General features: G+C 66.1%; 18 protein-coding genes. 14 read left to right on the forward strand and 4 right to left on the reverse strand.

All coding sequences use genetic code 11. From position 1 onward, the window contains the following. The first annotated feature begins 78 nt into the window (after positions 1-78). From FHR27_RS06760 to FHR27_RS06815, 12 genes are read left to right on the forward strand one after another with little or no spacing between them, the layout of a single operon-like run. Positions 79-1,815, forward strand: a complete 1,737-nt coding sequence (locus FHR27_RS06760; protein WP_179540050.1) for an IucA/IucC family protein — start codon at positions 79-81, stop codon at positions 1,813-1,815. Further along, entirely contained in the window at positions 1,808-3,022 is a 1,215-nt protein-coding gene (locus FHR27_RS06765) for a type III PLP-dependent enzyme (RefSeq protein ID WP_179538136.1), read from the forward strand. The genes FHR27_RS06760 and FHR27_RS06765 overlap by 8 nt, the downstream gene beginning before the upstream one ends. Further along, entirely contained in the window at positions 3,022-4,476 is a 1,455-nt protein-coding gene (locus FHR27_RS06770; RefSeq protein ID WP_179538137.1) for a DHA2 family efflux MFS transporter permease subunit, read from the forward strand. The genes FHR27_RS06765 and FHR27_RS06770 overlap by 1 nt, the downstream gene beginning before the upstream one ends. Positions 4,477-4,487: 11 nt before the next feature. Beyond that, entirely contained in the window at positions 4,488-6,356 is a 1,869-nt protein-coding gene (locus FHR27_RS06775) for an IucA/IucC family protein (RefSeq protein WP_179538138.1), read from the forward strand. Continuing rightward, entirely contained in the window at positions 6,350-7,123 is a 774-nt protein-coding gene (locus FHR27_RS06780) for an HpcH/HpaI aldolase family protein (protein WP_179538139.1), read from the forward strand. Before FHR27_RS06775 ends, FHR27_RS06780 begins: the two co-directional genes overlap by 7 nt. Before the next feature lie 4 nt (positions 7,124-7,127). After that, positions 7,128-8,999 carry an IucA/IucC family protein gene (locus FHR27_RS06785; RefSeq protein ID WP_179538140.1) on the forward strand — a complete coding sequence of 624 codons (1,872 nt, stop codon included), beginning with the start codon at positions 7,128-7,130 and terminating at the stop codon, positions 8,997-8,999. Positions 9,000-9,027: 28 nt separating this feature from the next. Continuing rightward, positions 9,028-9,903, forward strand: a complete 876-nt coding sequence (locus FHR27_RS06790) for an ABC transporter substrate-binding protein (RefSeq protein ID WP_042556495.1) — start codon at positions 9,028-9,030, stop codon at positions 9,901-9,903. Then, positions 9,900-10,889, forward strand: coding sequence for a FecCD family ABC transporter permease (locus FHR27_RS06795; RefSeq protein ID WP_042556496.1), 990 nt, complete (start codon positions 9,900-9,902; stop codon positions 10,887-10,889). The genes FHR27_RS06790 and FHR27_RS06795 overlap by 4 nt, the downstream gene beginning before the upstream one ends. Beyond that, positions 10,882-11,913, forward strand: a complete 1,032-nt coding sequence (locus tag FHR27_RS06800; protein ID WP_042556497.1) for a FecCD family ABC transporter permease — start codon at positions 10,882-10,884, stop codon at positions 11,911-11,913. Before FHR27_RS06795 ends, FHR27_RS06800 begins: the two co-directional genes overlap by 8 nt. A gap of 12 nt (positions 11,914-11,925) precedes the next feature. Then, positions 11,926-12,717 carry an ABC transporter ATP-binding protein gene (locus tag FHR27_RS06805; RefSeq protein ID WP_179538141.1) on the forward strand — a complete coding sequence of 264 codons (792 nt, stop codon included), beginning with the start codon at positions 11,926-11,928 and terminating at the stop codon, positions 12,715-12,717. Next, positions 12,714-13,484: an IucA/IucC family C-terminal-domain containing protein gene (locus tag FHR27_RS06810; protein ID WP_042556499.1), complete on the forward strand. Its 771-nt coding sequence runs from the start codon at positions 12,714-12,716 to the stop codon at positions 13,482-13,484. The genes FHR27_RS06805 and FHR27_RS06810 overlap by 4 nt, the downstream gene beginning before the upstream one ends. Beyond that, positions 13,481-14,101, forward strand: coding sequence for an RraA family protein (locus FHR27_RS06815; RefSeq protein WP_179538142.1), 621 nt, complete (start codon positions 13,481-13,483; stop codon positions 14,099-14,101). Before FHR27_RS06810 ends, FHR27_RS06815 begins: the two co-directional genes overlap by 4 nt. A 92-nt stretch (positions 14,102-14,193) precedes the next feature. On the opposite strand, the gene FHR27_RS06820 is transcribed toward FHR27_RS06815, so the two are convergent. Together FHR27_RS06820 and FHR27_RS06825 are read right to left on the reverse strand one after the other, a co-directional pair. Further along, complete coding sequence (locus tag FHR27_RS06820) at positions 14,194-14,499, reverse strand: hypothetical protein (RefSeq protein ID WP_257026842.1); 306 nt, start codon at positions 14,497-14,499, stop codon at positions 14,194-14,196. Next, on the reverse strand, positions 14,499-15,281 hold the full coding sequence (locus FHR27_RS06825) for an MlaA family lipoprotein (protein WP_179538143.1): 783 nt from the start codon (positions 15,279-15,281) through the stop codon (positions 14,499-14,501). Before FHR27_RS06825 ends, FHR27_RS06820 begins: the two co-directional genes overlap by 1 nt. 165 nt (positions 15,282-15,446) lie before the next feature. On the opposite strand from FHR27_RS06825, the gene FHR27_RS06830 reads away from it, so the two are divergent. After that, entirely contained in the window at positions 15,447-16,160 is a 714-nt protein-coding gene (locus tag FHR27_RS06830) for a response regulator (protein ID WP_042556503.1), read from the forward strand. Further along, entirely contained in the window at positions 16,157-17,503 is a 1,347-nt protein-coding gene (locus FHR27_RS06835; RefSeq protein WP_179538144.1) for an ATP-binding protein, read from the forward strand. The genes FHR27_RS06830 and FHR27_RS06835 overlap by 4 nt, the downstream gene beginning before the upstream one ends. Positions 17,504-17,550: 47 nt before the next feature. Here FHR27_RS06835 and FHR27_RS06840 read toward each other — a convergent pair whose 3' ends face one another. Together FHR27_RS06840 and FHR27_RS06845 are read right to left on the reverse strand one after the other, a co-directional pair. Then, entirely contained in the window at positions 17,551-19,290 is a 1,740-nt protein-coding gene (locus FHR27_RS06840; protein ID WP_179538145.1) for a GGDEF domain-containing protein, read from the reverse strand. A 158-nt stretch (positions 19,291-19,448) separates the two neighbouring features. Then, positions 19,449-20,636, reverse strand: a complete 1,188-nt coding sequence (locus FHR27_RS06845) for an N-acetylmuramoyl-L-alanine amidase (RefSeq protein WP_179538146.1) — start codon at positions 20,634-20,636, stop codon at positions 19,449-19,451. Positions 20,637-20,775 lie beyond the last annotated feature (139 nt).

Genomic DNA, 20,775 nt, shown 5'->3' on the forward strand with positions numbered 1-20,775 from the left:
CCAGACCTCGATGCCCAGCCGAGCGACGTCACTCGCATCGACTCCGTGCGTGCCAGCCTGGCACGGGTGGTCAGTGAAATGGCTGCCTCCCACGCGCTGCTCAACTGCCTGATCAAGGAGTTCGCGCTGCCGGAGAACTGCGCACGTTATGCCTGGCCTTCCCATGTAAGAGGTATCGCACCCGCCAGCTACCTGCGCGCCATTCAGGGCAAGGGCATGCCACTGGTGATCGATCTGCCGCAAAGGCGGCAGTTTCTGGTGCTGGTGGATCGCCGCGATCCGCTCGGCAGCCAGCGTTACCTGAGCGACGTGTACACGCGCCAGGGCGATGCCGACTGGCGTTGCCCGCCGTTCGCCGAATTCGCCGCGCAACTGCTGGAGGCCTGCCAGCAACTGACCGGCTCGCGCAACGACGAATTGCTCGAACAGGTCATGCAGAGCCAGGGCGTTACCGCGGCCATCGTCGACAGCGCGCTGCAGGCGCAGGACCAGCACCCGCTGCGCGACTACCTGGCCAGCGAGCAGGGACTCTGGTTCGGCCACCCCAACCACCCGGCACCCAAGGCCCGGCTGTGGCCCGACCATCTGGGGCAGAAGACCTATGCTCCGGAGTTTCGCGCCCGGGTCGCGCTGCATGTTCTCGAAGTCCCCCGTGATGGCCTGCAGGTGCGCGGCAACGGCCTGAGCGATGAGCAGGTACTCGAAGGTTTCGCCAGCCAGGGCCTGGCACGCAGCGGGCGTGCGGCTATCTGTCTGCACCCGGTGCAGGCGCAGCTGTTTCTCGCCGACCCGCGGGTCAAGGCGCTGATCGCCCGTGGCGAGATCGTCGATCTCGGCCAGAAGGGCCCGTTGGCCAGCCCCACCGCCTCGATGCGTACCTGGTACGGCGAAGGCCGCGGTTATTTCCTCAAGGGCTCGCTCAACGTGCGCATCACCAACTGCGTGCGCAAGAACGCCTGGTACGAACTGGACAGCGCCATGCTCATCGACCGTCTGTTCACGCGCCTGCAGCGCGAGCACAAGGCCAGCATCGGCGGCGCTACCCTGGTCAGCGAGCCGGGTTCGCTGAGCTGGGCCCCGGCGCAGAGCAGCGCCGATGACAGCCACTGGTTCCGCGAGCAGACCGGCGCCATCCTGCGCGAGAACTTCTGCCGCTACGCACCGCCTGAATCCTGCCTGATGGCGGGTACGCTGTTCGCCAGGGACCTGCAACTGCGGCCGCTGATCCATGGTTTCCTGCAGCAGGGATCGAAAAAGCCCAGCGACGACCATCTGCTGGGCTGGTTCGAGGCCTACCAGGCGCTGTTGCTGCGGCCGGTGCTGTCGCTGTTCTTCAATCACGGCGTGGTGCTCGAGCCGCACCTGCAGAACGCGGTACTGGTCCACGACAACGGCTGGCCAGCGCAATTGCTGCTGCGCGACTTCGAAGGCGTGAAGCTTACCGACGATCTGGGGGTGAGCTACATCGAAGAGGGCGTGCAAGAGCGCGTTCGCCAGTCGCTGACTTACTCGCGGCAGCAGGGCTGGAAGCGCATCAGCTACTGCCTGTTCGTCAACAACCTGTCCGAAGCGATCCTGGCACTGAGCTGGGACCGCCCGCACCTGGCGGCCAGCATGTGGCAACGGGTCGAGCGCCAGTTGTTCGCGCTGCGTGGTGAACTGGCACGGCCAGCACCGGAGCTGGACGCGCTGCTTGCCGGGGAACCGATAGCCTGCAAGACCAACCTCAAGGTGCGTCTCTCGGCCCAGGCCGACCGGCATGCCGGTTACGTACAGATGGTGTGCCCGTGGGGCGAGGGGGCAGCCCATGGATAAGCTGCCCACGACAGTGCTCGACGCCATCGAGCAGGCCCGCAGCCGCGCGGCGGATCCCCTGGCGGTGTTCGTCTACGACCTCGATGCACTGGCGCGGCATGTTCGCGAGGTGATGGCCGAGCTGCCAGCGGGCGTGGAGCTGTATTACGCGATCAAGGCCAACAGCGAGGCGCCGATTCTGCAGACGCTGTTGCCTCTGGTCGACGGCTTCGAGATCTCCTCCGGTGGCGAGATCGAGCGACTGCAAGCGGCCGCCAGCGACAAACCCTTCGTGTTTTCCGGCCCCGGCAAGCTGGACTCCGACCTGCGTGCGGCGCTGAACCATGGCGTGGCAGCGATCCACGTCGAGAGTCTCGGCGAGATCGACCGCCTGCAACGCATCGGCGCAGAGCTCGGCCGTGTGCAGGCGGTGTTCATCCGCATCAATCCGGAACTGCCGGCCACGCTTTCCAGCCGCCTGGCCATGGCCGGCACCGCGACGCCTTTCGGGTTGGACGAGGCCGACGTGCCTGAAGCGATCAGACGGGTGGAAGCCTGCAGCCATCTGCGGCTGGAGGGCTTCCATGTGCATGCGATGTCCCATCAGCAGCAGGTGGAGCGCCACGAGCAGTTGCTCGATCTGTATCTGCAGCGCTGGACGCAATGGAAGGCCCTGGCCACGCGGCCTGGGACGATCACTCACCTGAACGTCGGCGGTGGCATCGGGGTGGACTACCTGAGCCGCGAGCGGTTCGACTGGGCGCGGCTGTGCCGCCACCTCGAGCAACGCCTTGGCGAATTGCGCGACGCGCCGCTGGTACGCTTCGAGCCGGGGCGCTTCATCAGTGCGTTCTGCGGCTACTACGCCATCGAGGTGCTGGACGCCAAATCCAGCCACGGCCAGCATTTTCTGGTCTGCCGCGGCGGCACCCACCAGTTCCGCCTGCCGGTCGCCCAGGGCCATGACCACCCGGTGATCCATCTGCCAGCGACAGGCCGTGCACCGAGCGGTGCGCCTCGGCCATGGACCATCGTCGGCCAGCTGTGTACACCCAAGGACGTGCTCAGCCGTGGTCGCCAACTGGTCGATGCCGCCGTGGGCGATCTGCTGGTGCTGCCGCTGGCCGGTGCCTACGGCTACAACATCTCGCATGCCGATTTCCTCTGTCATCCGCGGCCTGAACAGCTGTTCATCAGGGCCGAGGGCCGCCGCGGAGGTGCTGGATGATGGCGCCGGCACGGGCTCCCGTCGTGGCGTCGCGCCGGCTGGTAGTGGTCGCCGTGATCCTCGGTACCACCACCGTGAGCCTCAACAACACTTCGCTGAATCCGGCATTGCCGGCCTTCATCGAGGCGTTCGAGCTGGGCCCGGTGATGGCCACCTGGATAGTCGCCGCCTTCATGGTGAGCATGGGCATGACCATGCCGCTGACCGGCTACCTGGCGCAGCGCGTGGGCCGCAAGCTCATGTACCTGGCCGGCCTGGCGCTGTTCGTGGCGGGCTCGCTGCTGGGCGCCATGGCCGACTCCATCGCCTGGGTGATCACCGCGCGGGTGGTGCAGGGCATCGCCAGCGGGCTGATGATTCCGCTGTCGCTGGCGATCATCTTTTCGGTCTATCCGAAAGGCGAGCGGGGTGCGGTCACCGGCCTCTGGGGCGCTGCGGTGATGCTCGCGCCTGCGGTCGGGCCACTGTGCGGCAGCCTGGTGCTGCAGGGTTACGACTGGCGTGCGCTGTTCCTGGTCAACGTCCCCATCGGTCTGCTGGCCTTCGGCCTGGGCGTCAACGTGCTACCGAGGAACGAGGCGGGGGCGGGCAAGCCGTTCGATCTGACCGGCTACCTGCTGGTCGCGGTCGGTATCGGCGTGCTCATGCTCACCGTGGGGCAACTTCGCCACATGCAGGCCCTGCAGGATCCGCTCAACCTGCTCGGTCTGCTGCTGGCGGCGGCTTGCCTGCTGGGGTTCGTCAGGCATCAGTTGCGCCACACGGCGCCCCTGCTGGAGCTGCGTATCTTCGCCCTGAAAGGCTACCGGTCGAGTGTGATCATCGCCGTGGTGCAATCCATCGGCATGTTCGAGTGTCTGGTGCTGGTGCCGCTGCTGGTGCAGATGGTGATGGGCCACAGTGCCATCTGGACCGGTATCGCGCTGCTCTGCACCGCCTTGTCGGCGAGCTTGTTCGGTCACTACGGCGGCAGGCTGCTCGATCGCCATGGGCCGCGGGGCATCGTTTCGCTCGGCTTGTTGCTGACCGGCCTGGCGACCTTCGCCCTGGGCACCGTCGACCACGATGTCGGGATGTTGGCCATCTGCATGCTGATGGTGGTACGCGGTGCCGGCCTGGGGCTGTCCTACATGCCGGTGACCACCGCCGGGCTGGACGTGCTGCCCGAGGCGCTGATCACACAGGGCGCGGCGATGAACAACATCTCGCGCCGTCTGCTGTCGTCACTGGCCATCGTACTGGCCTCGTTGTGGCTGCAGATTCGCCTCGGCGATGAGTGGGGCGCGGTGCATACCGGGGCAGCCCAGGCCGGTACGGCCAGCGCCATCGGCGAAGTGTTCATCGCCACCGCGGTTTTGATCCTGCTTGCGCTGCCGTTCGCCTGGCGCTTTCCGCATTCCCCTTCCAACGACCCGGTCGAGCAAGGCTCGGCCCTGTCCGAACACCGTTCATGAGGTGTCTATCCATGTCTTCCTTTTCTCCACTTCGTTTGCCCGAACTCATCGCCCATGCCCACGGCTGGCTGACTCCAGCGGACCCTCAGCGCTACCGCCAGGTGTCGCAACGGGTGATCGGGCAACTGCTGCAAACCCTGCTCTTCGAAGATGTCCTGAGCTATCGCTGCGAGCCACTCGCAGACGGCCGCCAGCGCTTCATCGTCGAAGGGCGCGATGAGCAGGCGCAGGCCGTGGTCGAGTACCGCTGCCTGGGGCTGCTCAGCGACAGTTTCGCCATCATCCGCCTGGATCCGGCCACCCTGCAGCGTGTCGATGCCCAGGGCCAGACCAGCCAGCCGGATCTGCACCAGGCGCTGGCGGAACTGCTTGGCGCCCTGGCCGACGGCCCGCACATGCCACGCTTCATTCAGGAACTGGAGCAGACGCTGCTCAAGGATCTGCAGTCGCGCACCCAGAGCTACCGGCCCGCCGCAGCGCCGCACACCCTGGATGCCGATACCCTGGAGCGGCATTTCATGGATGCCCACAGCTACCACCCTTGCTACAAGTCGCGCATCGGCTTTTCCCTGGACGACAACCGTCGTTACGGCCCCGAGTTCGGCCAGCCGCTGGCCGTGGTCTGGCTGGGTATCGCCCGGCAGCTGGGTTCCGCCAATGGCTCGCGGGGTGTGGATCTGCAGGCGTTCCTGACGGATGCATTCGGTCAGCAGCGCTGGGCCGAGATCGACCGCGCATTGGCCGAGCAGGGCCGCTCTCTGGACGATTACTGGCCGATCCCCGTGCACCCCTGGCAGTGGGAGCAGGTCATCGTGCCGACCTTCCAGGCCGAGCTGGCGAGTGGCGAGCTGCTTTACCTCGGCACCTCGGCGGCCGATTACCGGGCTCAGCAGTCGATCCGCACGCTGGCCAACGTCGAGGAGCCCACCAAGCCCTACGTGAAGCTCGCGCTGAGCATGACCAATACCTCCAGCACGCGCATTCTGGCGCGGCACACGGTGATGAACGGGCCGATCATCAACGACTGGCTGCAACAGCTGATCGCCACCGACGCCACGGCCCGGGAACTGGGTTTCGTGGTGCTTGGCGAGGTCGCCGGGGTGAGTTTCGACTACGCCCAACTGCCGACCATCCGGCAAAGCCAGGCCTACGGGACCCTCGGTGCGATCTGGCGGGAGAACCTCAATACGTACCTGAAACCGGGCGAGCAGGGAGTGCCTTTCAATGGCCTCAGCCATGTCGAGAACCGCTACGACGAAGGTGACCAGCAGCCCTTCATCGATGCCTGGATCGCCCGCCATGGCCTGCACGCCTGGGTGCAGCAACTGCTGCGGGTCAGCGTGGCGCCCATCGTGCACATGCTCTATGCCGAAGGCATCGGCATGGAGTCCCACGGCCAGAACATCGTGTTGATCCACCGTGACGGCTGGCCAGAGCGTATCGCCCTCAAGGACTTCCATGACGGCGTGCGCTACTCGCCTGCGCACCTGGCCCGCCCGCACCTGGCGCCGCACCTGGTGCCGCTGCCCGAGAGTCACGCGCGGCTGAACCGCAACTCGTTCATCCTCACCGAGGATGTCGATGCGGTGCGGGATTTTTCCTGCGATGCGTTCTTCTTCATCTGCCTGGCCGAGCTGGCGATCTTCCTGCGTCAGCACTATGGGCTGGAAGAGGGCGAGTTCTGGCGCATGACCGCCGTCGTGGTGCTCGACTACCAGCGCGAGCACCCGCAACACGCAGCGCGTTTCGCGGTGTTCGACGTGTTCGCCGCCGAGTACGAAGTGGAGGAACTGACCAAGCGCCGGCTGCTCGGTGACGGTGAGCGACGCTTCAAGCGGGTGCCCAATCCACTGCACATCCATGGGCCACGCACATGCTGAGAACCAATCGACTCAAGGCGCAACTGGCCGCGGGCGAGGGGACCCGTGGCCTGATCGCGTCGATTCCCTCGCCGGCATCCATCGAGCTGATCGCCGAAGCCGGCTACGACTTCGTGATCATCGATCTGGAGCATGTGCTGATCAACCCGGAAACCGTCGAGCACATGATCCGCACCGCCGAGAGCTATGGGCTCACGCCCCTGGTGCGGGTGCCGGACTTCGACCGCAAACGCATGCTGCGGCTGCTCGACGGCGGCGCCCAGGGCATCGTTCTGCCCCAGGTGGAACGGCCGGAAGACCTGAGCGCGGCGATCCGCGCCTGCAAGTACCACCCGCTGGGCGAGCGCAGCCTGAATGCCGGTCGTCCCGGTGCCTTCGGCAAGGCCAGCCTGGCCGAGTACGTCACCCAGGCCAACGGCCAGATCATGGTCGTGGCCATGATCGAGAGCGTCGAGGGCGTGCGGCGTGCCGCCGAGCTGGCCGCAGTGCCGGGGCTGGACATGATCCTCGAAGGCGCTGCCGATCTTTCCCAGTCGTTCGGCACGCCCTGGCGTATCGACCAGCCCGCCGTGCAGGAAGCGCTGATCGATACCTGGCGCGCTGCCCAGGCTGCCGGCATCCCGTACTGCGCCATACCACGCCAGCCCGATGACCACCTGCGGTGGCTCGAACGCGGCGTCAATACCTTCGTGCTGGGCGACGAACGCGGCATCGCGTTCCGCGCCCTCCAGGCCAGACTGGCCGCCACCTCGACGAGAGGAAACTGATCTCATGACCATCACCAAGCAAGCCATCGCCAACGATCTGGTGATGCAGGACCTGATCGACTGCCTGCTCGCCGAAGACTTCTTCGGCACCCTCGACGCCAACCTGACCGAGCCTGCCGCCTGGCGTGCCGCTCAGCCCGACTCGCCGCTCGCCAGCGTGGAGGCGCCGCACAAGATCTGGCACTGGCACTACGACGCGGCCGAGCAGCGCGGCCTGGCGGTCGCCCTGCGGGCCGGCATCACCCAGGCCTGGGAGAAGGTGCCGGGAACCCCGGTGCTCGACGTGCAGGGCGGCAGCACCCGGCTGCTGAGCCCCGATGCGTTCATGGCTCTGGCCCTCAAGGGTGTGAAAGTCGATGCGGTCGACAACGACAAGGGCATCGAGCTGTTCATGGACGTGCTGCGTACCAGCGTCCGGCAGACCGCGCTGTCACTCGACCATCAGGTGCCTACGGGCGGCCTGCTGGAGAAGGACGGTGCCGCATTCTTCCTGGCCATGGAACAGTGGGGCTCGCTGCGCGACCGCCCGTTCCATCCCCTGGCCAAGGCCAAGCAGGGCCTGGACGATGCCCAGTACCGGCAGTATCAGGCGGAGTTCGACCAGCCACTGGCGCTCAACTGGGTGGCCGTGGCCAAGGGCGGTCTGACCTTTGGCGATGGCGTCGACGGCCTGGACAGCTGCCAGCCAGCCCACTACATCCTCGATACCGAGCAGCGCGCAGACCTGGATGCCGAATTGCGCGCCCTCGGCCTCGCTGACAGCCATGTCGCCCTGCCTGTGCACCCCTGGCAACTGGAGCGGGTGCTGCCTGCGCAACTCGGCGGCGCATTCGAGCGGGGTGATTGTCACCGTCTGAACTTCCAGAAGGGCAGCTTCAACCCCACGTCCTCCCTGCGTTCACTGGCTTGCGCGGCGGCGCCGGCCGATCACATCAAGCTGCCGATGGCCGTGTATTCGCTGGGCGCCTCCCGTTATCTGCCCGCCGTGAAGATGATCAACGGCGGGCTGAGCGAAGCGTTGCTGCGCCAGGGCCGGGAGCGTGACGAGGTGCTGCGAGAAACCCTGCACATCTGCGACGAAAGCAAATGGTGGGGGTACATGCCTGACGGCGGCACATTGTTCGACGAGGCGCCGCGGCACCTCTCGGCCATGGTCCGTGGCTATCCGCCGAAACTGCTCGCGGACCCCGCCAAGCGCCTGCTGCCCATGGCCGCGCTGGGCACACCGTTGCAGGACAGCGACCGGCATTTCTTCGACGACTGCATCCGCCAGCGCGGTCTGCCTGCGGGCCCGTCCTCGGTGCTGCAGTTGTTCGGCGAGTTGTGCGAGCTGTTCTTCGACGTCAACCTGCGCATGTTCCGCCTCGGCATGCTGGGCGAGGTACACGGCCAGAACGCGGTGCTGGTGTATGACGCGGGCACGGTCAGCGGCCTGCTGCTGCGTGACCATGACTCGCTGCGCCTGTACGTGCCCTGGCTGGAGCGCAATGGCATGCTCGACCCGCAGTACCGGATCAAGAAGGGCCACGCCCAGACGCTCTACCACGAGCGCCCCGAGGATCTGCTGTTCTGGCTGCAGACGCTGGGCATCCAGGTCAACCTGCGCGGTATCATCGACACCCTGGAGCGAGTCTACGACGTGCCGGCCGTACAGGCCTGGCGTGTGCTGCGTGACGCGCTGAACGGACGAATCGCCGCCGTGCCGTTCGACGACCAGGCCCGTGCCGTGTTGCGTGGCCAGTTGTTCGAGTCCGCCACCTGGCCGCAGAAACTCCTGCTGCGCCCGATGATCGAACGAGCCGGTGGGCCGGGCAGCATGCCGTTCGGCAAGGGGCTAGTCGTCAATCCATTGAATAGGATCGAGCTTGGAAGGTAATAAGGGATCGTTGTCCAGGCGCACGTTGATGCGCCTGTCCCTGGGAGCTCTCGCTGCAGGTGCAATCCCTCTGGCCAAGGCCGGGCCTGCACCGCAGCGCGTCATCAGCTTGTTTCAGGGCGCCACCGATACCGCGGTGGCGCTCGGCATTCGGCCGGCTGGCGTAGTCGATTCGTGGAGCGAGAAGCCCATGTATCGCTACCTGCGTCCAGCCCTGGCAGGCGTGCCCCATGTCGGCCTGGAAACCCAGCCGAGTCTGGAGGACATCGCCTTGCTCGCGCCGGATCTGATCGTCGCCTCGCGGTTTCGCCACGAGCGGATCCAGGGGTTGCTCGAACAGCTGTGCCCAGTGGTGATGCTGGACGAGGTTTTCGAATTTCAGAAGACCCTGCGCGTGATGGGTGCCGCCACCGCGCGCAGGGTCGAGGCGGATGCCCTGCAGGCGAGCTGGGACGCACGCATCGCTGCGCTCGGGGCTCGTCTGCAGGCGTATTTCGGCGAGCGCTGGCCGCTCAGCGTGTCGGTACTGGATGTTCGCGAGGATCACTTGCGCAGCTACCTGCCCGACAGCTTCGCCGGCAGCGTGCTCGGCCAGCTCGGTTTCGTGTGGAACGAGCAGGGCCGCAATGCACAGGGCGTGTCCATCAAGCTCAGCAGTCGGGAAAGCCTGCCGGTGGTGGATGCCGACGTGTTCTTCGTCTTCGGGCGTGCCGACAGCCCGGGCGTACAGCGTCACTACCAGAGCCTGACCGCGCATCCGCTGTGGCAGCGCATGGCGGCGCCCCAGGCAGGGCGGGTCTGGTGGGTGGATGGGGTGGCGTGGATCTTCTCCGGCGGCATTCTCGGCGCCAATCGCATGCTCGACGATATCGAACGCACGATTCTGCAGGGCGGCCAGTCATGAGCGGCGCCGTCAAACTCGGCATCGCGCTGCTGATGCTGCTGGCCTGCTGTGCGCTGAGCCTGTCCATCGGCGCCAGCTGGATCGCGCCACGCACGGTGTTCGCCGCGCTGCTGCATGCCGACCCGCTGAACATCGAGCAACTGCTGGTCAGCACCACACGGTTGTCGCGCACGCTGATGGCGGTGGTGGTCGGGGCCAGCCTGGCGGTGGCCGGCGCACTGATGCAGGCCATGACCCGCAACCCGCTGGCGTCGCCGGGGCTGTTCGGCATCAATGCCGGGGCCACTTTTTCGCTGATTCTCTGCCTGTCGCTGTTTTCCATCAGTTCTCCCGAGCAATGGCTGTGGAGCGCCTTCGTCGGTGCGGCGGTGGCCGGGGCGTTGGTGTGGCTGGTGGGCAATAGCGGGCAGGGTGCGCTCAATCCGTTGCGCATGGTGCTCGCCGGTGCGGCGATCACCGCGTTGTTCACCGCCTTCAGCCAGGCACTGCTGGTGATCGATCAACAGGGCCTGGACACGGTGCTGTTCTGGCTGGCCGGTTCGCTCAGCGAGCGCAGCCTGGAAACCGCTCAGCCGTTGCTGATCTGCGCGCTGCTGGCCTTGCTGGTCGCCTGCCTGCTCGGTGCCCAGGTCAACGTGCTCAACGCCGGTGTACAGATCGCCATCGGCCTGGGCCAGCGTACCGGGCTGATTCGCCTGCAACTGGGCGTGCTGGTGGTGATGCTGGCCGGTAGCGCGGTGGCGCTGGCCGGTAGCATCGGTTTCATCGGCCTGATCGTGCCGCACGTGGTCCGTCGTCTGATCGGCATCGACCACCGGGTGATGCTGCCCGGCTGCGCGCTGCTCGGGGCCACGCTGCTGCTGGTAGCCGACATCCTGGCCCGGGTGGTGATTCTCCCGCAGGAAGTGCCGGTCGGGGTGATGACGGCGCTGTTCGGTGCGCCGTTCTTCATTGCCCTGGCCAGGCGTGGAGGCCGCAATGCTTGACGTGATGACTTTACGCTGGCGAGGGTTCTCGCGTCGCATCGAGCGCAAGGGCTCGTTGCGTCTGCTGCTGGCCGTGCTGTTCAGCGTGGCGGTGATGCTGCTGAGCCTGTGTCTGGGCAAGGTCGCGCTGTCGCCGCAGAGCGTTTTGCAGGCGCTGGCGGGCGAGGGCAGTGCGGCCTTGTCGTTCATCGTCGAGCAATTGCGCCTGCCGCGCCTGCTGCTCGGTGCGTTGATCGGCGGCGCCCTGGCGATTTCCGGGCTGATCCTTCAGGCCATCGTGCGCAACCCACTGGCGTCGCCGGATCTGCTCGGGCTGTCCAGTGGCGCCAGTGCAGCGGCGGTGCTGTACCTGTCCAGCTTCGCAGCGGTGTGGGGCATGGGCGGCTTGCCGCTGGCGGCGATGCTCGGCGCCGGGGCCGCCGCGCTGGCGGTCTATGCCCTGGCCTGGAAGCAGGGCACGTCACCGCTGCGGCTGGTACTGATCGGGGTCGGCATCTCGGCGATGCTGGCTGCGGCCACCACCTTCATGCTGGTGTTCAGCCCGCTAAGCACCACCTTGTCGGCCTATGTCTGGCTGACCGGCAGCGTGTACGGCGCCGGCTGGCCCGAAGTGCGTGCGCTGGCGACCTGGCTGGCCTGCCTGCTACCGATCCTGATGCTGCTGTCGCGCCATGTGGTGGTTCAGCAACTGGACGAAGGGCTGGCTCGCGGCATCGGCGTACGCGTGCAGTGGCTGCGCGCCGCGTTGCTCGCCGTCAGCGTGGCGCTGGCGGGCTCGGCTATCGCCTGGGGCGGGGCCATGGCCTTCGTGGGGCTGATCGCTCCGCACATCGCCCGGCAGCTGATCCCCATCGGCTTCGCCGCCCAGGCCTGCATGGCGGCGCTGGTCGGCGCCAACCTGGTGATGCTCGCCGACCTGGCGGGGCGCACCCTGTTTCTGCCGCTGGACCTGCCTGCCGGCATCTTCGTCGCCGTGTTCGGCACCCCCTATTTTCTGTACCTGCTGATCAAACAGCGGCAGTGAGGAATCATCGACATGACCGCGATCGCGAGCCGCAACCTGACCCTGGCGTATCAACGCCAGACCATCATCGATTGCCTGGACCTGGAATTGCCACGCGGGCAGGTCTCGGTGCTGATCGGCAGCAACGGCTGTGGCAAGAGCACCCTGCTCAAGTCCTTCGCGCGGTTGCTCAAGCCCCAGTCGGGGACGGTGATCCTCAATGGCGCCGACATCCAGCGCAAGCCGACCGCCGCCGTGGCCCGGGAGCTGGCGATCCTGCCGCAGATGCCGGTGCCGCCCGAGGGCATCAGCGTGCGCCAGTTGGTCGCGCTGGGGCGTTATCCGTACCAGAGCTGGATGCAGCAATGGTCCGCCGAAGACGAGGCCGTGGTGGCCCGTGCCCTGAACCGCACCGGCCTGGATGAGCTGGCCGAACGTCCGGTGGACGCCTTGTCCGGCGGCCAGCGGCAACGCGCCTGGATCGCCATGACCCTGGCCCAGGAAACCGAGCTGGTGCTGCTCGACGAGCCGACCACCTTTCTCGACCTGGCCCATCAGATCGAAGTGCTCGATCTGCTGCGCGAGCTCAACCGTCAGGAGGGCAAGACCATCGTCATGGTGCTCCACGACCTCAACCTGGCCTGCCGTTACGCCGATCACATGGTCGCCGTGCATCAGCGCACCGCCTATGCTCAGGGCCGCCCGGCGGACATTCTCACCGAGGCGCTGGTCAAGACGGTGTTCGATCTGGATTGCCGGATCATTCCCGACCCGTTCTTCCATACGCCGCTGTGCATCCCCTTTGGCCGGGACATTCCGCGATGAGCTTCAGCGACGCCGAATGGGCCAGCCTGTCAGTCGCGCTGCGACTGCGCCGCGAGGAGGAACGCGACCGTGGACGCAGCCTGCCGGCTGCCGAGTTGCTGGACGAAACCACCTGTATCGCGCTGCTGGATCAGCTCGGGCCGGTGATCCTTTCGCCGTCGCGGCGCATCACCGCCTCCCTGCTGGGCAAGCGCCTGTCGTTCCTGCTCACCGGCGCCTGTCTGTACGCCATGTCGGCTTACGACAAGGGCCTGCAACTGTCGCTGGCCAACACCTTCATCGAGTATGGCCACGACGACGGTGTGTGGACGTCGTCGCTGCCGCTGCACAGCCTGGCGGTCAGCCGGCCCGAGCCGGGCGCTCGTGATGACTGGCGCGAGGCCGTGACCACGCAGCTGTTCGCCGGGCTGCTGCAGCCCCTATGGGATACCTTCTACGGCGTCACGGGCGTATCGCGGCGCATCCTCTGGGAAAACACCGCGGTGCGGGTGTACTCACTGTACGAGCGGCGCCTGGCCAAGCTCGACTGCGCCGAAACCGGCCGGCGCTGTGTCGAGGACTTTCACTGGCTGACGGAGCAGGCGCCGGGCAGCGTGTTCGGCCTCGACTACAACCCGCTCAAACACTTCAACCGGCCGCTGACGCTGGTCGACGACGGCGCGCGCGCCGTGCGCTTTCGCAGGACCTGCTGTTTCTACTACCAGGCCAGCGATCCGGTGGAGTATTGCTCGACCTGCCCATTGATCCGCCCGAGGGCCGCCAGATGACGTTCGCAGCATCAGCCAACAGCATTCCCGCCGCACTGCTCGATGCCTACCGAGGCATTGCCGCGTCGACCATCGGCCACTTTCTGCGTGAGGGCCACATTCACGGCCTGCCACCGCTGGTGGGCGACGTGCACGTCGTTGGCCGTGTCACCACCGTGCAGATCCACGCGCCAGATGGCAGCGTGCTGCGCGACGCCCTGATCGCCAGCCAGCCCGGTGATGTGCTGGTGGTCGCCAACCAGGGCGAGCGGGGCTGCGCCTGCTGGGGGGAACTGCGTACCATCGCCGCACGCATCAAGGGCCTGGCCGCCGTGGTGATCGACGGCCCGGTGACCGACGTGCGCGCCCTGCGAGCGCTTGGCCTGCCGATCTTCTGCAGCGGCGTCAGTGCCTACACCACGCGCTCCCTCGGTGAGCACGGCGCGGTGAACGTGCCGGTGACCATCCGCGGCGTCGATGTGCACCCCGGCAATTTGCTGGTGGCCGACGACGATGGCATCTACGTGCTCGCGGCCGAACAGGCCGCTGACTTGCTGGAACGCCTGCAGAACAAGGAAGCCGCCGATGCCGCACGGCGCGCCGAGTTGCAGGCGCGGCTAGACCAGGTGGTGGGCTGAAGCCCACCCTACACGCGTCCCGAATGGGGATCGCGTCAGCTACGCGCCCCGATCCGCCCTACGGCGGGAGAGGGGCACAGGTAGGGTGGGCTTCAGCCCACCGCGCCCGCGACAAGCTGGCAGGACGACGGCCGGACAACGCTCTTTTTGTCCACCACGGCGGTCTCGGGCCCGTGCCCCTGGCTGATCATCCAGCGCAGCAGGCTGACCAGCGGCACCTTGTGGTCGCGTGTGGCACCCCAGATGGACTGGTCCTCGCAATACAGCTCGGTATAGCGGCTGAGCACCAGGTGGCGGCCATCGGCGTCGAGGCGCAGCTCGAGTTCGCGGCAGTGCAGCGACGCCTGGTCCGGCGTTCTTATTCGTCGATGCAGAAGCAGCACGTCGTCGTTGTTCATCAGTGCACCCCATTGTCGCAGCCATGAGCCAGGTCCAGCTCGGCACCGAGTTTCCCTTCGCTCACGAAGTGCGCCCGGCGCTCGGCCACGGCGTTACGCAGCGCCACGTAATAGTCGGGCTCCTTTCTCAGCTCGTCGGTCAGCGGCAGGGCCTCCGCGCGGCCATCGACGATGCCGCCGACGGTATCCACCGTGCTGAGGGTTTGCACCGTATCGCTGTTGCTGCCGAACGGCGACACCGCGAAGCTCAGCACCTTGCCCGTGGCGTCGCGCAGGTTGCCGGTGCCCAGCAGTGGCAGTTCGACGATGGGGCCGTTGGCGATATTCCATACACCGAAGGTCTGGCCGAAGTCGGCGTCGTGGCGCTCCATGCCCAGCCGCCCGGACACATCCACCAGACCAACGATGCCCACCGTGGTGTTGAGCGCGAAACGGCCCACCGTGGTCACCGAGCGCCGACCGTTGCCCTGCAGGAGGTCGTTGATGAACACCTTGGGCTCGCCGAAGTTGGCCACGAAGTTGTGCACGCCGCTCTGCACGAAACCGGGCAGGTGCCGATAGCCCCGGGCGACCGGTGACAGCACGTAGTCGTCCACCGTCCTGTTGAAGGCGAAGATGCCGCGGTTGACCGGCTCGGCAGGGTCGCGAGGTTCGTAGGTGGCCGCCTGGCAGGCGGCACCGCTGCTGGCGGGTGGCGAGCTCGCGCAGCCACCTGAAAGCGCTACGGCAGCGGCGAGCGAAAGGGTGCGGACGAGGGGGGTAACGACAGTGATGGTCGGCATGCTGAAACCTCGATGGGGACTGCACCCATGCTGCCTCCGAGGTTTTGCTCGGGAATGTCTCAACTGTTGCGACAGCGCAGCTTTATTGCCGGATTGAAATATATGACGCGCCCGCGCCAATGGTTTTAGATAGCCGCTCCAGAACCTGCCGGCAGAGAGCGTTGCGTGATCCATTTACTGCTTGTCGACGATGACCTCGAAGTCCTCGCCCTGCTGAAGAAGTTCCTCGAGCAACACGGCTATTGCGTCGATGTGGCAACCGACGGCGACAGCCTGTGGCAGGCGATGGAGCGGCAGTTGCCGGATCTGGTCATCCTCGACGTCATGCTGCCCGGCGAGAGCGGCCTGGTGCTCTGCCAGCGCCTGCGCAGCCAGCACGCGGTGGCGGTGATCATGCTCACCGCCATGGGCGAACTCAGCGACCGCGTGGTGGGCCTGGAGCTCGGCGCCGACGACTACCTGACCAAGCCCTTCGACGCCCGCGAGCTGCTCGCCCGGGTAAGGGCGGTGCTGCGCCGCACGGGGGAGGTCAAGAGCGTGCTGAACGACAAGCCGCGACCAACCCTGGAGTTCGCCGGCTGGCAGCTGGACGTCACCCGCCGTGAGCTGCGCTCGCCGGACAAGGTGATGATTCCGCTCTCCGGCGGCGAATTCGAACTGCTTCTGGTGTTCGCCGAACATCCGCGCCGGGTGCTGAGCCGCCAGCAACTGCTCGACATGACCCGTGGCGAAGCCTTCGAGGCCTTCGACCGCAGCATCGACGTGCAGGTCAGCCGCCTGCGCCGCAAGCTGGAGGGCGATGTCAGCGCTTCACCGATGATTCGTACCGTGCGCAACAGCGGCTACCTGTTCACGCCCAGCGTGCTGGTGAAACGATGAAACTGCTGGAAAGGCTCAATCGCCCCAGCGACACCGTGGCCCGCTGGATCGCCCTGACCACCACGGCGGCGATGCTCACCGCATTGTTGTTGACCTGGCTGCTCAGCCAACTGGCGGGAGTCTGGGCACGGCCACCCCTGCTGCAAACCGGCCTGCTGGAAAGCCTGGCCAGCATCAGCCGCATCATCGACGCAGCGCCACCCGAGCAACGGCCGTCGATTGCCAGGTCCGCCAGTGACGAGGTCTACACCACCACCTGGCTAAGCCGTTTCGACGATGCCGGGGTGCCCGCGCCGGACGACGACGCGGACTTTCGCTCCGGCGAGGACTTTCTGCGCCACCAGTTGCGCAACCCCAGCGCCAGGATCGTCGGTTACGAGCCAGCCGACTGGCCGGCCGATGACCCGCGCGCGGGATACGCCTTGCTGGTCGAGTTGCGTGATGGTTCCTGGGTGAAGTTCTCGGCTTTCACCCGCAACTGGGGCCTCGACGAGCTGCCGCGCAGCCTTGTCATCATTGCGTTGGTCCTGCTTTCGACCATCGTCGTCGCACTGGTCGCCACCCGCCATCTGGCCGCACCCCTGGAGCGCTTCGCCCGTGGCGCGCGGCGCTTCGGCAGCGACTTTCGCGCGCCGCCGATTGCCGTCGAAGGGCCACAGGAAATTCGCCAGGTCATCGTCGCCTTCAACGCCATGCAGGCCCAGCTGCAGCACTTCATCAACGATCGCACGCAGATGCTCGCCGCCATCTCCCACGACCTGCGTGCGCCGCTGACGCGCATGCGCCTGCGCGGCGAGTTCGTCGAAGACCCCGACCAGCAGGCCAAGCTGTTCCGCGATGTGGACGAGATGCAGGCCATGGTCAACAGCGCCCTGGAGTTCTTCCGCGACGACGCCCGCCTTGAACCGGCGACCGCCTTCGACCTCGCCGAACTGCTGCACACCGTGGTCGACGACTACAAGGATGCAGGCCTGGAGGTGCAACTGCGCGGCCCGAGCCGGGTGGTGTACGTGGGTCGCCCGATTGGCATCAAACGCATGCTCACCAACCTGCTGGACAATGCCATCAAGTACGGCCATGAACCGCTCATCGAGCTGGGAGAGGGCGCGCATGCGGTGGAGATCCGCTTGCTGGACCGCGGGCCGGGCATCGCCGAAGAGCATCAGGAGGAGGTCTTCAAACCCTTCTTCCGCATCGAAGGCTCGCGCAACAAGCACACCGGCGGCGTTGGTCTGGGCCTGTCGGCCGCCCGTGCCACGGTACTCGAGCACGGCGGCAGCCTGACGCTGCGCAACCGCAAGCAGGGCGGCCTGGAAGTGCGAGTGGTGCTGCCGTTCGCCTGACGCCGGCTTACCTGCACGGCCGAAGCGCAAGGGCCATGGCGATCAACCTAGATGGCCAGCTCGCTGCGGTTGCGGCCATTGCGTTTGGCTTTGTAGAGCGCCTCGTCGGCCAGGGCGCGCAGCGTCTCGACATCATCGTCCTCAGCCTGGCTCGCCAGCGCGACACCGAAACTCGCCGTCACGGCGATGGGGTGATCCAGGCCGAGATCGAACGGCGCTTCGCTGATGGCACCGCGTATGCGCTCGGCGAAGTGCAGGGCAGCCTCGGCGCTCGATAGCCACAACTGGATGGCGAACTCTTCACCACCAATTCTGGCGATGCGCTCCTCTCCACGGATCTGCGCCTGGCAGCGCGCGGCGATGAGCTGCAGGAGCCTGTCTCCAGCCGGGTGCCCATAGGTGTCGTTGACGCGCTTGAAGTGGTCGATATCGAACAGGATGATCGCGCGTTGGCGGCTGTCGTCCTGTGCGGGCGCCTGGAACAAGCGGTCGAAGGCGCGGCGATTCGGTAGCCCGGTAAGGTGATCGGTTTCCGCGTTGGCCTTCAGTTCGGCGATCAGCTCATCACGTTCACGACGCACCACGTGGGCCTGTCGCAGCTGACGCTCGAGCTCCTGCAGGGTCTCGAACACGCTGTAGCCATCGTCCGCCGAGACCGGGAGCGCCGTGCTGTGCGAATCGATGAGCGTCATGATCCTGTGCGTGCCCAGCAGCAGCGGTTTGATTACCCGCCGCCTGAGCCACAGATAGCCGGCAGCCAGTAGCAACAGGAGCGCGAATCCCGAGCCGGCAACCAGCAGCAGGTGGGTCATCGATGTTCGAGTCGTGCGCTGCAGGTCGGTCTTGGTCAGGCGCAAGGTGGTGTCGCGCAAGGCGATGATGCTGGCCATGTGCGGCACATAGCGCTCCGCGAACGCGGCCGGGGTTGGTGCCGTGTGCCGGGCCAGGGCATCCATCACGTTACGGTGCAACTCCATTCCTTCACGGCTATACGCCTGTTGCATGCTTGCATAGGCAGTCTTCAACTCGCGTGTGGCCGCGCCACTGAAGTGGTTCGGCAGATTGTTCATGCCGAGGCCGAGCTGCACCTGCAATTGTTCGAGGCGGCCCTCCGTGAGCTGCAACTGGCGAATTTCCGCAGCGTGCAGAGGGCGCTGCTCGGCCAGCGCCGGGGTCAGCTGTGAGCCCCAGCGGCCAGCAACCTCTCTCAGCCGTGCAGCCCAATAGGTGTTGTACAGCGTGGCACCGATCTGCGGGGTGCGGCGAACCATGTCGCGGGCAAACCAATCGACGAGTGGGAACATCCGCTCCGTTGCCGCGATCATGGCCGAGACGGCCTCCGCGAGGCTCGCCGGGTCGCGCTGCCCGACCGGCTGCGACAGCAGACTGTCGACCCGTCCGCGCGCGCGCTCCAGGGCTTGGCTTATTTCCGCTACGGGGTAGGGCAATGCTTCGCAGGGCAGGCAGCCGGAAATCGCCACCTCGAGAGAGCCGAGCCGCTCGTCGCTCAGCGTTCGGGCACGCTGCAGTCGCTGCGGATCTCCATCGAGGCCGCCGAGCATGCCGTTGGTAGGCCCTCGCTCGGCGGATATGGATTCCATGGTGCGCAATGCTTCTTCGAATACGCTCAGTTGCGTAAGGGTTTTTGCCTGTGCCCGGTAGGTGCGATAGAAGTCGGTAACGATCAGCGTAAAACTCAGCACAATGCCCAGGCTGACGACCACCAGCGTAGTATTGATCCACTTGTCCAGGCGTGTGGCGACGTGCAGCGGTCCGCCTGCCGGCATAGGTCACTTCCCATTCAATGCGCGTGATTCGATCGTGCGTTGGATTCCTCAGTATAGTGGCGCATGGCTATTTATCGATACCAGCCGAATGCCTCCCATGTTCGGGATGCACGCGGCTGGCCACTTGCCTTGGGGGACTGATGCCTAGCTGACAGCGCTCAGATGACGGACCTTTCTTTCTGGCTGGCGAGGAAGGTGCCCACCGGAGGGCGAGCTGCGAAGTGTTTCTGCACGCCGTTGCAAATGGCTTCGGCGACGCGCTTCTGGTGAAGAGGGTCGCAGAGCTTGCGGCAATCGGCGGGGTTCGAGATGAAGCCGGTTTCCACCAGGATCGAGGGAATGTCCGGCGACTTCAGAACGGCAAAACCTGCCTGTTCGACGCGTTTCTGATGGACGCCGGCAACCTTGCCTACATCATCGAGAATGGTCTTGCCCAGATCCAGGCTGGTGGTGATGGTGGACGTCAGTGACATGTCCAGCAGTACCCCGGCCAGCACCGGGTCCTTGTTCTTGAGCGAAAGCAGATCCCTGGCGCCGAGCAGGTCCGCGCTGTTTTCACGCTCGGCCATCCAGCGTGCGGTGGTCGAGGTGGCGCCATTTTCCGACAGGGCGAATACCGAGGCTCCCGATGCGCTCTTGCGGGGTGCGGCGTCGGCATGCACGGAAATGAAGATGTCGGCGTTGTGGCGGCGCGCGACTTCTACCCGTTTTCGCAACGGAACGAATACATCTTGGTTGCGCACGAGTTGCGCCTTGAAGCCACGCTGGCGGTTGAGCTTCTGCGCAAGCAGCCTGGCGATGGCAAGGGCCACGACTTTTTCCTGTTCGCCCTGGCTGCCCAGGGCGCCAGGGTCCTTGCCACCGTGCCCGGCGTCGATCACCACGACCACGTCCCGCAGCGAGCGATTGTCGGCGGGCTGCTGCTCGGCGACTCTCGGCATGACGGGGGCGTTGCCGTGCAGGTCCACGACCAGCCGGTGGCCCTCACTGCCGGCTGGGCCCAGGAGGAAGCTTTCCACCCGGGCAGGCTGCTTCAGATCGAGCACGATGCGCGTGCCAGCCGACTGAGCGCCGCTGCGAATGGCGCTGACCACCCGGCTGCCGACGGACAGCCCGTCGAGGCTGGTGAGAATGCCGGTATCGGTGAGATCCACGACCAGTCGCTCCGGGGCCTTCAGGGAGAAAATCTGGTATTTGGCCGGGCCGCTCAATTCGAATACCAGCCTCAGTTTCTCTCCATCGTCCCATGCGCGAGCGTGGAGGATTTTCTGCGAGGCGGATGCGGCCAAGGCCCAGGGGAGGGTGATACCGGCCAGGGCGAAGTGCAGTAGTTGACGTCTATGCATGATCATTCGCTTCCGAGCTAACGTAACTTGAAATGTTATGTTATTGCATTATCGCTCGGTATGTAAGGTGCTCCGATCAGACTCCTGTACCGTTCTCGCGGGCCTGGGGGACCGCGTGCCGATACCCCTGCCAGCGACG

The organism is Pseudomonas flavescens, assembly GCF_013408425.1.
Classification (GTDB): Bacteria; Pseudomonadota; Gammaproteobacteria; order Pseudomonadales; family Pseudomonadaceae; genus Aquipseudomonas; species Aquipseudomonas fulva_A.